At 62.6% G+C, this 14,350-nt stretch carries 10 protein-coding genes; 4 read left to right on the forward strand and 6 right to left on the reverse strand.

Annotated elements, in window-relative coordinates; translation table 11 throughout:
- Positions 1 to 7: 7 nt before the first annotated feature.
- The 5 genes from accC to ACMGE0_RS08235 all read right to left on the reverse strand — a co-directional run bounded on the left by accC (position 8) and on the right by ACMGE0_RS08235 (position 6,398).
- Positions 8 to 1,354, reverse strand: coding sequence for an acetyl-CoA carboxylase biotin carboxylase subunit (gene accC / locus ACMGE0_RS08215; protein WP_436815372.1), 1,347 nt, complete (start codon positions 1,352 to 1,354; stop codon positions 8 to 10).
- A gap of 5 nt (positions 1,355 to 1,359) precedes the next feature.
- Positions 1,360 to 1,824 (reverse strand): acetyl-CoA carboxylase biotin carboxyl carrier protein, encoded by a 465-nt coding sequence (gene accB, locus ACMGE0_RS08220; RefSeq protein ID WP_436815373.1) that lies wholly within the window; start codon positions 1,822 to 1,824, stop codon positions 1,360 to 1,362.
- Between the two features lie 28 nt (positions 1,825 to 1,852).
- Positions 1,853 to 2,290 (reverse strand): type II 3-dehydroquinate dehydratase, encoded by a 438-nt coding sequence (gene aroQ, locus ACMGE0_RS08225; protein WP_436815374.1) that lies wholly within the window; start codon positions 2,288 to 2,290, stop codon positions 1,853 to 1,855.
- A gap of 127 nt (positions 2,291 to 2,417) precedes the next feature.
- Positions 2,418 to 3,179: a DsbA family protein gene (locus ACMGE0_RS08230; protein WP_436815375.1), complete on the reverse strand. Its 762-nt coding sequence runs from the start codon at positions 3,177 to 3,179 to the stop codon at positions 2,418 to 2,420.
- A gap of 279 nt (positions 3,180 to 3,458) precedes the next feature.
- The gene (locus ACMGE0_RS08235; protein ID WP_436815376.1) at positions 3,459 to 6,398 is read right to left on the reverse strand and encodes an Rne/Rng family ribonuclease; all 2,940 of its coding nucleotides are present in this window, start codon (positions 6,396 to 6,398) and stop codon (positions 3,459 to 3,461) included.
- Between the two features lie 720 nt (positions 6,399 to 7,118).
- Here ACMGE0_RS08235 and ACMGE0_RS08240 point away from each other — a divergent pair.
- The 3 genes from ACMGE0_RS08240 (at position 7,119) to prfB (ending at position 12,215) form a co-directional block, all read left to right on the forward strand.
- Entirely contained in the window at positions 7,119 to 8,267 is a 1,149-nt protein-coding gene (locus tag ACMGE0_RS08240; protein ID WP_436815513.1) for an N-acetylmuramoyl-L-alanine amidase, read from the forward strand.
- Between the two features lie 253 nt (positions 8,268 to 8,520).
- Complete coding sequence (locus tag ACMGE0_RS08245; RefSeq protein ID WP_436815377.1) at positions 8,521 to 10,977, forward strand: penicillin-binding protein 1A; 2,457 nt, start codon at positions 8,521 to 8,523, stop codon at positions 10,975 to 10,977.
- Positions 10,978 to 11,083: 106 nt separating this feature from the next.
- Positions 11,084 to 12,215 (forward strand): peptide chain release factor 2 gene (gene prfB, locus ACMGE0_RS08250; RefSeq protein WP_436815378.1). Its coding sequence is split into 2 segments (ribosomal slippage): positions 11,084 to 11,152 and positions 11,154 to 12,215, totalling 1,131 coding nucleotides; the frame shifts between segments, so codons are not numbered across the junction.
- Positions 12,216 to 12,288: 73 nt separating this feature from the next.
- On the opposite strand, the gene ACMGE0_RS08255 is transcribed toward prfB, so the two are convergent.
- Positions 12,289 to 13,494, reverse strand: a complete 1,206-nt coding sequence (locus ACMGE0_RS08255; RefSeq protein WP_436815379.1) for a multidrug effflux MFS transporter — start codon at positions 13,492 to 13,494, stop codon at positions 12,289 to 12,291.
- 170 nt (positions 13,495 to 13,664) lie between these two features.
- Between ACMGE0_RS08255 and ACMGE0_RS08260 the strand changes: the two genes are divergently transcribed.
- Complete coding sequence (locus ACMGE0_RS08260) at positions 13,665 to 14,321, forward strand: TetR/AcrR family transcriptional regulator (protein WP_436815380.1); 657 nt, start codon at positions 13,665 to 13,667, stop codon at positions 14,319 to 14,321.
- The last annotated feature ends 29 nt before the right edge of the window (positions 14,322 to 14,350 follow it).

Raw genomic sequence — 14,350 nt, forward strand, 5'->3', positions numbered from 1 at the left:
TAACTCCCTAGTGTGCTTTGTCTCCGGCCAGATAATGTTCCAGCCAGTGGATGTCGTAGTCGCCGTTGGCAATATCCGGGTTCGAGACGAGATCCTGGAAAAGCGGCAGCGTCGTCTTGATGCCGTCCACGACGAATTCGTCCAGAACCCGGCGAAGGCGCATCATGCATTCGACGCGAGTGCGGCCGTGCACGATGAGCTTGCCGATCAGGCTATCGTAATAGGGCGGAATGCGATAGCCCGCATAGGCGCCGGAATCGACGCGCACGCCAAGGCCGCCGGGCGCATGGAAATGCGTGATCGTGCCGGGCGAGGGCACGAAGGTGCGCGGATCCTCGGCATTGATGCGGCATTCGATGGCGTGGCCCTGGAAGGTCACATCTTCCTGCTTCACCGAAAGACCGCCGCCGGAAGCGACGCGGATCTGCTCATGCACGAGGTCGATGCCGGTGATCGCTTCGGTGACCGGATGCTCCACCTGCAGGCGGGTGTTCATTTCGATGAAATAGAATTCGCCGTTCTCGTAGAGGAACTCGATCGTGCCGGCGCCGCGATATTTCAGCTTCTTCATTGCGTCGGCGCAGATCTGACCGATCTTCGTGCGCTGTTCGACATTGAGAGCGGGGGAATTGGCTTCTTCCCAGACCTTCTGGTGGCGGCGCTGCAACGAGCAGTCGCGCTCGCCGAGATGGATCGCATTGCCTTCGCCGTCGCCGACCACCTGGATCTCGATATGGCGCGGCTTTTCGAGATATTTCTCCATGTAGACGGCTGCGTTGCCGAAGGCGGCTGCGGCTTCCGTACGGGCGGTATTGAGCGCCTCATCGAGATCGGCCTCTGTCTTGGCGACCTTCATGCCGCGTCCGCCGCCGCCGGCGGTCGCCTTGATGAGCACTGGAAAGCCGATCTGCCTGGCGATTTCGAGCGCGTTCTCGGGAAGCACTTCGCCGTCGGAGCCGGGGACGACCGGAATGCCGAGTTCCATCGCCGTCAGCTTGGCGGTGATCTTGTCGCCCATCAGCCGGATATGTTCTGCGGTCGGACCGATGAAGGTGATGCCGTGCGCTTCGAGGATATCGGCGAACTTCGCGTTCTCGGAGAGAAAACCATAGCCGGGATGGACGGCGTCGGCGCCGGTGATCTCGCAGGCGGCGACGATCTGGTGGATGTTCAGATAGCTTTCGCGCGACGGCGGCGGCCCGATGCAGACGCTCTCGTCGGCAAGCCGCACATGCATGGCGTCGGCATCCGCGGTGGAATGGACCGCGACCGTCGCAATGCCGAGTTCCTTGCAGGCGCGCAGGACGCGAAGTGCGATCTCGCCTCGATTGGCTATGAGGATCTTGGAAATCATGGGCCTTACTCGATGACGACGAGCGGCTGGCCGTATTCGACGGGCTGCGCGTCGTTGACCAGGATGTCCGTGATCTTGCCGGACCGCGGCGACGGAATCTGGTTCATCGTCTTCATGGCCTCGATGATGAGGAGCGTCTGGCCCTCCTTGACGGTAGCGCCGATTTCGATGAAGGCGCGGGCGCCGGGTGCCGGGGCGAGATAGACGGTACCGACCATCGGCGCCGTGACGGCGTTCTTGTTGTCTTGGGGCGCGGCCGGCGCTGCGGCGACAGCTGCGGGAGCCGCCGCCGGGGCAAAGGCGGGAGCTGCGGCGATCGGGGCCTGGACATATTGCGTCGTCCCGGCGCGGGACACGCGGATGCGAACGTCGTCCTGTTCGACTTCGATCTCGGTGAGGTCGGTATCGTTGAGGATGTTCGCGAGGTCGCGGATCAGTCCCTTGTCGATCCCGTTCTTCTTCTCAGACATGGCAAACCCTATTGTTCTGTTTATCTTGTCAGGCGGTAATGGATTTCAAGGCGTGCAGTGCGAGAATGTAGCTCGCGGTGCCAAAACCACAGATCACGCCCTTCGCGGCTGGAGCGATCATCGAATGATGGCGGAATTCCTCCCGCGCGTGGACATTCGAGATATGGAGTTCGATCACCGGCACGGAAATCGCCTTGATGGCGTCGTGCAGGGCGATCGAGGTGTGGGTATAGGCGCCGGCATTGATGGCGACGCCGACGGCCTTGTCGCCGGCCTCGTGTATCCAGTCGATCAGCACGCCTTCATGATTGCTCTGGCGGAAATCGACCGTGAAGCCAAGCTCTCTTCCGGCTGCGATACAGTCGTTTTCCACGTCCTTTAGCGTCTGTCCGCCATAGATGCCCGGCTCGCGCTTTCCCAGCATGTTGAGATTGGGGCCGTTGAGGACGAAAACCGTCTTGCTCATCACTGATCTTTTGTTCCATCCAGAAATTCAGGGCCACCTATAGACCGCCAGGACGGCAAGGAAAAGCCCCCGGCTTGCCGAAAGCCGGTGCGTCCACTGCGGCGAGACGAGGGCGGGCGATCGCGGATCAGCAGGTCGCCTTGCCGCAGGCGCGGACATTGGCCACTTTCGCCTCGATCGCCTCGATGCCGACCGCGCCGAAGACCGCTTCGTTGCCGACGACATAGGTCGGCGTACCGGTAATGCCGATGGCGTTGGCGAGCTGGTAGGCCTGGCGCACCAGGTCGTCGTTCGGGTTCTCGGTCATCGACTTCCGGATCTCCGCCTCGTCAATTCCGAGCGAGACGGCGACGGCGATCGCCGTCTCCTCGGAGGCATGCTCCTGGGAACCGAGAAGTGTGCGATGGAACTCGCCATATTTTTCCGGCGCAAGCAGGCGAACGGCATTCGCGACCCGGTGCGCCGCAAGCGAATCCGGTCCGAGAATCGGGAATTCCTTCAGGATGAAGCGGATGTTCTTGTCCTTGGCGAGGATATCGTCCATGTCGGCGAGCGCCCGCTTGCAGTAGCCGCAATTGTAGTCGAAGAACTCGACGACGGTAACGTCGCCCTTCGGATTGCCGAGCGTGATGTCGGTCGGGGAGGAGAATATCGCCTCCTTGTTGTCGGCTATGCCCTTCAGGGACTGTTCGGCGCGCTGAGCCTGCTGCTTCGCCTGCAGGGCATCCTGCGCCTCGATCAGGACCTCCGGGTTCTGAAGGAGATATTCGCGGATGAATTCGCCCATCTCCTTTTTCTGTTGGTCGTCCAGGGCGAAGGCGGGAGCGGCGGCGGAAAGTGCGAGAGCCAGCATCGAACCGGCGGCAAGCGTCTTGAACAGGCGGGTCATCCGTATCCTCATCGGGGGGCACGCGAATTCGGTGCACCGTGGTTTCGATTTGCGCCGAAAGTAAGCCAGTCGGACCGATCAAGAAACTGCAAAATCATTGTCGAACGGTTTCCGGAGCTTCACAACTGCGTTGGTCTGCATTGCTGAGGCGAAAGGGGCGCGAATTTCAAAGCGTTGGAAGCATTTCCGGATTCGTTTTGGCAGATGGCTGAAGCGTTTCTTGCACCAAACAAAAACGGCCGCGTCTGAGGCGGCCGTTTCGCTTGATCAGAATGCGCCTCAGAAGAAGCCGCGGCGCTGCCACCAGCCGGCCTTTTTCGGCTTGGTTGGATCGCTGTCGCCGTCCGGCGTCTTTGGTTCGGAACTCTTCACGACCGCCTCTGTCGAGGAGGATATGTTCGAGGCGCGGTTGGCGCGGACGCGCTTCGCCTCCGCGGCATCGGCCTGTTCCGCGTCTGCAGCGTCTGCGGCGGATATTTCCTCAACGGGAACGTCTTCGACAGCCTTGGGCTCCTCGCCCAGGGCTGCCTCGACCTGTTCGACCACGGCTTCCACCGGAGCCGGCATTTCTTCCGCAGACGGAGCTTCGGCTGTTGCTGCAGCCTTGCCGCGACGCGAGCGGCGCGGCTTGACGGGGGCTTCGCTTGCCGGAGGAATTTCTTCCGTCTCGGCGGAAGCCGGCACGGTCGCGACGGCAGCCTCTTCGGAGGCTTCCGCCGCCGCTACGGCTTCATCGCCTTCGCCTTCATCCGCTTCATCCGAGCCTTCGCCGTCGCCGGCGGCGCTCAGCTCATGGCCTTCCTCACCATTGCGGTTGCGGCGGCCACCGCGCTTGCCGCGCCGGCGGCGCTTGCGGCGCGAATCTTCTTCCCCGTCGGAGCCGGCCGCGGTTTCCGATGCTTCGGAGACATCGTCTTCGCCCTCATCGGCTTCGTCGTCGCCTGCGGTGATATCCTCGCCGCCGGCCCGTACGGCCTGGGCCTCTCCGCCACGCTCGCCGTTGCGGTTGCGGCGGCGACGCCGGCGCTTGCGCTTGCGTCCGCCCTGTTCCTCACCCTGCTGACCCCGATCCACAGCGGCGGCGGCCTGCGTTTCGCCGATGTCTTCGTCCTCTTCCTCGTCCAGTTCGAAGACGACGTCATCCTCGTCTTCCTCGACCGGGATCGCCGCGAACTGCATCAGGCTTTCGATCTTGACCGGGTTTTCAACCGGCTCGCCGCGATCGATCGCGAAATGGCTCGAGCCGATGCCGACGTCCGATTCGATGAAGATCGAGACGCCGAAGCGCTTCTCGTAATCCATCACGGTGACGCGCTTGTGGTTGAGCAGGTAGAGCGCAATGTCCGGCGTGGTGCGGACGGTGATGTCATGCGTCGTGTTCTTGAGGAGATACTCCTCGATGCCGCGTAGCACGTGCAACGCGATCGACGACTGCGAGCGCACGTGGCCGGTGCCGCCGCAATGCGAGCAGATCTGCGTCGTCGATTCGAGCACTGAGGCGCGGATGCGCTGGCGCGACATCTCCAAGAGGCCGAAATGGGAAATGCGGCCGACCTGGATGCGGGCGCGGTCGCTCTTCAGGCAGTCCTTGAGCTTCTTTTCGACGGCGCGGTTGTTGCGCTTCTCCTCCATGTCGATGAAGTCGATGACGATCAGGCCGGCGAGGTCGCGCAGCCGCAGCTGGCGGGCCACTTCCTCGGCCGCTTCCAGATTCGTCTGGAGCGCGGTCTCCTCGATCGAGTGTTCACGGGTCGAACGGCCGGAGTTGACGTCGATGGCGACCAGCGCTTCCGTCTGGTTGATGATCAGATAGCCGCCGGATTTCAGCGTCACCTGCGGCTGCAGCATGCGGTCGAGCTGCGCCTCGATGCCGGAGCGCGAGAAGATCGGATGCAGGTCGCGGTAGGGCTGGACCACCTTGGCATGGCTCGGCATCAGCATCTTCATGAAGTCTTTCGCTTCACGATAGCCTTCCTCGCCGGAGACGATGATTTCGGAAATGTCCTTGTTGTAGAGGTCGCGGATAGAGCGCTTGATCAGCGAGCCCTCCTCGTAGACGAGGCAGGGTGCCGTGGAATTCAGCGTCAGCGTGCGGACGTTTTCCCAGAGCCGCATGAGATATTCGAAGTCGCGCTTGATTTCGACGCGGGTGCGGTTGGCGCCGGCGGTGCGGAGAATGACGCCCATGCCCTGCGGCACGTCGAGCTCGCGGGCGATTTCCTTCAGCCGCTTGCGGTCCTGCGGCTGGGTGATCTTGCGGGAAATGCCGCCGCCGCGCGCCGTGTTCGGCATCAGCACCGAGTAGCGGCCGGCGAGCGAGAGATAGGTTGTGAGGGCCGCGCCCTTGTTGCCGCGCTCTTCCTTGGCGACTTGGACGAGCAGGATCTGGCGGCGCTTGATGACTTCCTGGATGCGGTACTGCTTGCGCGGCTTGCGCACGACGCGATCCGGAACCTCTTCCATCGCGTCTTCGGCGCCGACCGATTCGATCTCTTCCTTTTCGTGCGTGTCCTCATCCTCGTCGTCATCGAGATCGTCGTCGTGACGGCGGCGGGCGTCGACGTCTTCGGAGATCGAATCGGTTTCGACCATCGCGGCCATCTCGCCGGACGTCGAACCTTCGTCATCGCTATTATCCGAGGAGGGTGTGTTTTCGCCTTCCGGTGCTGCGGCTTCCGCGGTGGGAGCCTCTTCCGTCGCCGCTTCGGGCGCCTTCTTGCGGGAGCGGCTGCGCTTCGGCTTGGCCTTCGGCTTTTCGGCTTCCTCGGCAGGCGCGGCCTCTGCGGAAGCGGCTTCCTTCGTTTCGACGGGTGCTTCGGCCGGCTGCTTGCTCTCGGCCGGCCTGGCGCCGACGATGCCGATATCGGGTTGTTCCTCGTTGGCGAGATCGACCATCGGATCGGCGGCTTCGGCTTCCGCGATCTTGCGCTGGTCCTCGGCCTCCTGCTGCATCAGCGCCTGCCGATCGGCGAGCGGGATCTGGTAATAGTCGGGATGGATCTCGGCAAAGGCGAGGAAGCCGTGGCGATTCCCGCCGTAATCGACGAAAGCGGCCTGCAGGGAGGGTTCGACCCTCGTTACTTTCGCCAGATAGATATTGCCGCGTATCTGTTTCTTATGCTGCGATTCGAAATCGAATTCTTCGATCCGGTTGCCACGAACGACGACTACGCGCGTCTCCTCTTCATGAGACGCGTCGATAAGCATTTTGTCTGCCATTGATATTCTGCTCCTCGGCGCCGCCGTGGGAATGCAGAAAGGCCTGCCGTGAGGTCAGGCCTGTCGTGCGATTCGGTCGTTGCGCCGGATAAAGATGTTCCCGTCGGGCATGACTGTGACGGCAACCGGAAAGATGACGGGGCTTCTTGCTCCCTCAATCCTTCCAGGTTCTGAAAATTGTGCCGCGACATTAAAAACCAAACGAGAGTGACGATACCATAGGCCCTCAGGCCCGATGAATGTGCTCCGTGTGAGCGGTGGGTGGCACGCCACCCGGGACTTGTTCCGGCCACCGCCGGATGGATCGAGTATCAGGAGAAAGTGTAGCGACGGCGGATGACTGTCGGTCTCCGGCGCCAGATCCCGTGCGGCTGGCAGCCTATCGGCAGACTATCCCGTCAACACTTTAACCCTCATGCGCGTTGTATGGTTTATCGGTCACAATAGCAAGGGAAAAGCCAGGTTTGCCATATTCTGGATGGAATTAGGGACCTTATGGATGGCAGGGAACGGGTGGTTGATTCGCATCCTCCGACGTGCAAATGCCTTCTGGAGCGGGCACTTCGATGCGGATTTCGGATGGGCGGCGGGGTTTTGAATGCGAGTTTCGGTTTGAGGGTGGGTGTGAAGGCAAGCGCGGTTGAAGCCTGCGGCACGGGCCTGAATGGCGTTCTGGCGCGAATCGCTTTCGCGCTGCTGTTCCTGGCGGGCCTTGCCGCCATGCTTCCCGCCGCTCCCGCGCATGCGGCGGCGCAGCCGCTTCTCGCCTTCGGCGCGCGGGTCGCGGGCGACGATGCGCGCACCCGGATAGTCATCGATTTCGAGCAGAAGCCGGAATTTTCGGTGCACTACGTCGCCGCGCCGGAACGGGTGATCATCGATCTGCCCGCCGCCGCCTTCGGTTTCCCGGCCGAAGACCTTTCCGCCCGCGGTCTCTTCAGGGATATACGTTACGGAACGATGGACGAAACCAGCGCCCGCATCGTCCTGACGGCCAGAAAGCCCGTGAAGCTGGTTCTGGCCGAGGTGCAGCCGAACGACGACGGCAGCTATCGCCTTGTGCTGGACGCGGAAATGACGTCCAAGGAAGCCTTTGCCGATCTCGTCAAGACGCAGAGCTGGGACATGCCGGCCCCGCCCGCTCGGGATCCGCTGGCGATGGTCGAGCGGGACGATGTCTTCACCGTCGCCGTCGATGCCGGCCATGGCGGCATCGACGCCGGCGCCACCGGGGCGGGAACGAAGACGCCGGAAAAGACCATCACGCTCGCTTTCGCCAGGATACTTGCCGATCGGCTGAACAGGATTGATGGCATAAAGGCTTTCCTGACCCGCGACGACGATACGTTCCTGTCGCTTTCCGAACGCGTCACGCTCGCCCGTCAGGGGCATGCGGATCTCTTCATCTCGCTGCATGCCGATACGCTGGCGCAGAAGGATATCCGCGGCGCGACCGTTTACACGCTTTCCGACAGGGCCTCCGACCGCATGGCGGAAAACCTCGCCGCGCGTGAAAACCTCTCCGACGAACTCGCCGGCTTCAGCATCAAGAGCGGCCCTCCGGAAGTGGCCGATATCCTGCTCGATCTGGCGCGGCGCGAAACGCAGGCCTTCTCGACCGCGCTGGCCGCCAATGTCGTCGAATCCTTCGAAGGCCAGATCGGGCTCATCAACAATCCGCACCGTTACGCGGGTTTCCAGGTGCTCCGCGCGCCGGATATTCCGTCGGTGCTGCTGGAGCTCGGATTCCTGTCCAACGAGGAGGATGAGAAGCTGCTGCTGGACGAGGCCTGGCGCGGAAAGGTGGCCGACCGTCTCGCCGACGCCGTAAGGCGCTATCGCGACCGCGCAGTGCAGAACGGCGGCTGATAAGGGGCGCCTCGTGGCCGCGCCGCCACAGGTGTCTGCGAATGTCGAGGAGGCGGCATGAAGGAGCGTAAATCGGAACTCAGAGCCCTATTTTACTCACATTCCGGCGGTTACTCGGTGGAAATCAGACGCGGTGGATGACGGACGATTGATCCGCTTTCGCCTTGCGCTACTTCAATCACCGTGCAAAACGCCTCAAACCATGCGATGGTATGTTCCACGCGCCGAATGAAAGCCGAACGGTAGCTCCGATATGGTCAGATTGATTGGTTATCTCTTTGGATTGGCCTGCGTGCTGTTTCTGGTCGTGGCTGCCGGTGTGGGTATTTACCTCAGCGGGATGACCAAGGGTCTGCCGAACTACGAAGTGCTCGCCTCTTACGAGCCGCCGGTCGCGACCCGCGTCCATGCCGGCAACGGTGCGCTGATGGCCGAATATGCGCGCGAGCGCCGCCTGTTCCTGCCGATCCAGGCCGTGCCCGACCGCGTGAAGGCGGCCTTCCTTTCGGCCGAAGACAAGAATTTCTACAACCACCCGGGCATCGACCCCACCGGTCTCGCCCGCGCGATCGTCTCCAATATCCAGAATTTCGGCTCGGGCCGGCGCCCGGAAGGAGCCTCGACCATCACCCAGCAGGTGGCGAAGAACTTCCTCCTGACCTCGGACCAGACGATCGACCGCAAGGTCAAGGAAGCGATCCTCTCCTTCCGCATCGAGCAGACCTATTCGAAGGACAAGATCCTCGAACTCTACCTGAACGAGATCTTCTTCGGCCTGAATTCCTACGGCATAGCCGGCGCGGCGCTCACCTATTTCGACAAGGCGGTGACGGAGCTGACGACGGCCGAAGCCGCCTACCTCGCGGCCCTTCCCAAGGGGCCGGCCAACTATCATCCGTTCCGTCGGGAAAAGCAGGCTATAGAGCGCCGCAACTGGGTCATCGACCGCATGGCCGAGAACGGCTACATCACCCAGCCGGACGCGGACGAAGCCAAGAAGCAGCCGCTCGGAGTGAAACAGCGCCGCAGCGGCACGCATCTTTTCGCCTCGGACTTCTTTTCGGAAGAAGTCCGCCGCCAGATCATCGAACGCTATGGCGACAAGGCCCTTTACGAAGGCGGCCTTTCGGTGCGCACCTCGCTCGATCCCGATCTGCAGGTGATCGCGCGCCACACGCTTCAAAATGGTCTCGTGGAATATGACGAGCGGCGCGGTTTCCACGGCCCGGTCGCCGAGATCGGCATGGCGGGGGATTGGGGGCCGGAGCTCGCCAAGCTGCCGCCGCTCCGTGACGTGCCGGAATGGAAACTTGCGGTCGTGACCGACGTGTCGGCGAAATCCGTGTCGATCGGCTTGCAGCCGTCGACCGATGCGAACGGCAAGGTTGATCCAGCCCGCGAGACCGGCACGATCGCCGCCGACGACATGAAATGGGCCTTCCGTGACGCCACCGGCGCCCGCAAGACGGTAAAGTCGCCGGACGGCGTGCTGAAGCCGGGCGACGTGGTCTATGCCGAGCCGATCGACGCGGCGGCGAAGACGTACAGGCTGCGCCAGCCGCCGAAGGTTCAGGGCGGTCTCGTCGCCATGGACCCGAATACGGGCCGCGTGCTCGCCATGGTCGGCGGCTTCTCCTATGCGCAGTCTGAATTCAACCGCGCCACCCAGGCGATGCGTCAGCCGGGCTCCTCCTTCAAACCCTTCGTCTATGCGGCCGCGCTCGACAACGGCTATACGCCGGCGTCCGTCATTCTCGACGCCCCGATCGAGATCGTTTCGGGCGGCCAGGTCTGGAAGCCGGAAAACTACGGCGGGGAGTCTGCCGGTCCCTCGACGCTGAGAACGGGCATCGAAAAGTCCCGCAACCAGATGACCGTACGCCTTGCGCAGGACATGGGCATGGAATTGGTCGCCGAATATGCCGAGCGTTTCGGCATCTATGACAAGATGCTGCCGGTGCTTGCCATGTCGCTCGGTTCCGGCGAGACGACTGTCATGCGCATGGTGTCGGCCTATGCCGTGATCGCCAATGGCGGCAAGCAGATCAAGCCGACCGTCATCGACCGCATCCAGGACCGTTACGGCAAGACGATCTTCCGTCATGAGGAGCGTGCCTGCGACGGCTGCAACTACAATGAATGGGCGAACCAGGAAGAGCCGACGATCGTCGATAACCGCGAGCAGGTCCTCGACCCGATGACCGCCTACCAGATCACCTCGATGATGCAGGGTGTCGTCCAGCGCGGGACGGCCGCCGGCAAGATTCCGGTCAAGGACCGCGATGTCGCCGGCAAGACCGGCACGACCAACGACGAGAAGGACGCCTGGTTCGTGGGCTTCACGCCGAATCTCGTCGCCGGCCTCTATGTCGGCTACGACACTCCGACGCCGCTCGGCCGGGCCGGAACCGGCAGCGGGCTCGCCGCGCCGATCTTCGGCCAGTTTCTGACCGAGGCGGCCAAGCTCATGCCGGCTGAAAAGTTCCATGTGCCGGAGGGCATGCAGTTGATCGCCGTCAACCGCAAGACCGGCATGGGGGCCATGGAAGGCGAACCGGACACGATCGTCGAGGCGTTCAAGCCCGGTACCGGCCCGGCCGACGTCTTCCAGGTCATCGGTGACGGCGAATACATGACGCAGGACCAGATCTTCAGCAATTCGCCGCAGGCGCAGCAGGCCGTGACTTCCGGCATGCCGGGCCTCTTCTGATCCATCCCTGCACGATTGCCGGCCGGTCTCGGGCTTTACATCCGGGACCGGGGCAACTATGTCCACGGCACCTTAAACACCCAACATAAGAGTGAAGAACAAGCGCATGCGTGCGGAAATGATGAATGTAGTCGATGAAATCAAGCAGGCCATAAGCCTGCTGAGGAGGCATCTTTGACTGGGACCAGGCGGTAAGACGACTGGACTGGTTGAACAACAAGGCAGAGGATCCGAACCTCTGGAACGATGCCCAGGAAGCGCAGAAGCTGATGCGCGAACGCCAGCAGCTCGAAGACGGCATCAGCGGCGTGAAGGCTCTCGAACAGCAGCTTTCCGACAATATCGAGCTGATCGAGCTCGGTGAGGAAGAGGGCGACGAGGCGATCGTCAAGGAGGCCGAGGACGCATTGAAGGCGCTGAAGGCCGAAGCTGCCCGCCGTCAGGTCGAAGCCATGCTCTCCGGCGAGGCTGACGGCAACGACACCTATCTGGAAGTCCATTCCGGCGCCGGCGGCACCGAAAGCCAGGACTGGGCGAACATGCTTCTGCGCATGTACACCCGCTGGGCCGAGCGCCAGCGCTTCAAGGTAGAGCTTCTGGAAGTCCATGACGGCGAAGAGGCCGGCATCAAGTCCGCCACGATCCTCGTCAAGGGCCACAACGCCTATGGTTGGCTGAAGACCGAATCGGGCGTCCACCGCCTGGTCCGCATCTCGCCCTATGACAGCAACGCGCGCCGGCACACCTCCTTCTCGTCGATCTGGGTTTATCCGGTCGTCGACGACTCGATCAATATCGAGATCAACGAGAGCGACTGCCGCATCGATACCTATCGTTCGTCGGGTGCGGGCGGCCAGCACGTCAACACGACCGACTCGGCCGTGCGCATCACGCATATCCCGTCGGGCATCGTCGTGCAGTGCCAGCAGGAACGCTCGCAGCACAAGAACCGCGCCAAGGCCTGGGACATGCTGCGCGCCCGTCTTTACGAAGCGGAGCTGAAGAAGCGTGAGGAGGCGGCCAATGCCGAAGCGGCCTCCAAGACCGATATCGGCTGGGGCCATCAGATCCGCTCCTACGTGCTGCAGCCCTATCAGCTCGTGAAGGACCTGCGCACCGGCGTCGCAAGCACGGCGCCTGACGACGTGCTGGACGGCGACCTGAACGAGTTCATGGAAGCCGCACTTGCCCATCGCATCAGCGGCAAGCCGGATGTCGAAGTCGCCGACGTGGAATAAGGCGTTTTGCAGATGCAGATGAAAGCGGCCGGGCTTTGAAGCCCGGCCGCTTTTTTGTTGCTTGGAGGACCGTTTATTCCGCCGCGGCTGCCATGGCGCCGCGCCGGCTGCGCAGGACGACGAGCGACAGCAGGAAGACGATCGTCGAGCAGACGGCGATGACGGTGACCATGGGCAGCGAGGTCCCGTCGGCGAACAGGCCGCCGACGCCGACGACGACCGCCGAGGTCACGAACTGGATCGTGCCCATCATGGCCGAAGCCGTGCCGGCGATTCGTCCGTGATGCTCGAGCGCCAGAACCGCCGCCGTCGGGATGATCATGCCGAGGAAGCCGTAGCCGCCGAAGAGAAACGCCGCCATGATGTCGAGCCGATCAAGCCCGAGCGATGTGACGAGCGCCAGCGTGACCATCATCGCCGCGTAACCGAGGACCGCGCCGCGGATGACCTTCCTGAGTCCGATCTTGCGGGACAGCCAGCCGTTCATCTGCGACATGCCGATGAAGGCAACTGCGTTGCAGGAGAAGACGACGCTGTAGAAGGACGGCGTGAGACCGTAATGCTCGATCAGCACGAAGGAGGAATTGGCCACATAGATCATGTAGCTCGACATGCCGAAGGAGGCGATGAAGACGAGCCCGAGGTAATAGGGATCTTTGAGCAACGTGCCGTAAGCCCTGAGCGCGCTGCCGACGCTGCTTTCGCTGCGGGCGGCGGGAAGGCGCGTCTCTTCGAGGAAGAAGAGAACGACGATGAGACCGACGGCGCCGGCTCCGACCATGACCCAGAAGATCAGCCGCCAGTCGCCGAAGACGGTGACGATGCTGCCGGCGAGGGGCGCGAGGATAGGCGAGACGCTGAAGACCAGCATCAGCCGCGACATCAGCTGGGCCGCTGCCGGGCCGGTATGCAGGTCGCGGACGATGGCGCGGGAGATGACGACGCCGGCGCAGGCGCCCATGCCCTGCAGGAAGCGGAAGGCGATCAGCCATTCGATCGACGGCGACAGCGCGCAGCCGATTGCGCCGACCGCATAAAGGCCGAGACCCGCATAGAGCGGCGGCTTGCGGCCGAACATGTCGGACACAGGCCCATAGACGATCTGCGAAACCGCCATGGCGGCAAAGAACGAGATCAGGCTCGCCTGCACCGCATGGCTGTCGGCATTCAGGTTGGCGCTGATGGTGGGAAGGGCGGGAAGATACATGTCGAGGGCGAAAAGCCCGATAGCGGAGAGCAGCCCGAGCGACAGGGCATGCGAAGGAGCTCTGCTTTGCATTTGGAAAAAACCTTTCCCGTCACCACATCTGCCGTGATACGGCAGGGCGGAGGACGATTATGGGAGCTGATTATGAGAGCCGGCCGAGATCGGGAGGATGGGCGCACGCAATCATGTAAAAGATTTTGGACACGATTGTCCAATCCGTCAAGTGCCGATATGGTAATGTCATGAAAAATTCGTCTGCCGAACTTACGCGCGATCACGAGACCTGGCCGCCGGCGCAGAACAAGCGCCAGGCGATATTGAACGCCGCGGCCGATGTTTTTGCCGAGCAGGGGTTTGCCGGCGCCAGCATCGACGCGATCGCGGCAAGGGCAGGGGTCTCGCGCCAGACGGTCTACAACCAGCTCGGCGATAAGGATAATCTCTTCAAGGTCGTGGTCGCCGAAATCACCGATCGGTCCAGCGCCGGTTTCTTCCGCGTCCTCGATACGTTTCCCGTCGCGCCGCAGGATCTGGAAAGGGAGCTGACGGCCTTTTCGGCACAGCTTCTGCGCAAGGCGATCTGCGATCCCAACGGCCGCTGGCTGCGCAAGCTGGTGGAGACGGAGGGCGCCCGCTTCCCCGAGCTTTTCGAGACCTGGAAGGAATACGGGCCAGGCAAGAAATATCCGGCGATCGCCGCGCGCCTTGCCCAGCTCGCCCATGCCGGTTATCTCGACATCGATGATCCGGCGCTCGCCGCCCGCCAGTACATGGCGCTTCTCGCGACCGACCTGCGCTACGACCAGCAGCTCGGACGGCAGACGCCGGATACCGAGATCGATCGGATGGCGGCGAATGCGACGAATACTTTTCTGCGCGCCTTCGTCCGCAAGCGCTAGCCTTCACGCAAGGTCAGATATCTGCCGCC

It is taken from the genome of Neorhizobium descurainiae (assembly GCF_051400715.1).
Lineage (GTDB): Bacteria > Pseudomonadota > Alphaproteobacteria > Rhizobiales > Rhizobiaceae > Neorhizobium.

Bases quoted from the DNA above. Each gene is read 5' to 3' on its own strand.
- accB (WP_436815373.1), bottom strand. From the start codon at position 1,824: ATGTCTGAGAAGAAGAACGGGATCGACAAGGGACTGATCCGCGACCTC.
- aroQ (WP_436815374.1), bottom strand. From the start codon at position 2,290: ATGAGCAAGACGGTTTTCGTCCTCAACGGCCCCAATCTCAACATGCTG.
- ACMGE0_RS08230 (WP_436815375.1), bottom strand. From the start codon at position 3,179: ATGACCCGCCTGTTCAAGACGCTTGCCGCCGGTTCGATGCTGGCTCTC.
- ACMGE0_RS08255 (WP_436815379.1), bottom strand. From the start codon at position 13,494: ATGCAAAGCAGAGCTCCTTCGCATGCCCTGTCGCTCGGGCTGCTCTCC.
- ACMGE0_RS08240 (WP_436815513.1), top strand. From the start codon at position 7,119: ATGCTTCCCGCCGCTCCCGCGCATGCGGCGGCGCAGCCGCTTCTCGCC.
- ACMGE0_RS08245 (WP_436815377.1), top strand. From the start codon at position 8,521: ATGGTCAGATTGATTGGTTATCTCTTTGGATTGGCCTGCGTGCTGTTT.
- ACMGE0_RS08235 (WP_436815376.1), bottom strand. From the start codon at position 6,398: ATGGCAGACAAAATGCTTATCGACGCGTCTCATGAAGAGGAGACGCGC.
- accC (WP_436815372.1), bottom strand. From the start codon at position 1,354: ATGATTTCCAAGATCCTCATAGCCAATCGAGGCGAGATCGCACTTCGC.
- ACMGE0_RS08260 (WP_436815380.1), top strand. From the start codon at position 13,665: ATGAAAAATTCGTCTGCCGAACTTACGCGCGATCACGAGACCTGGCCG.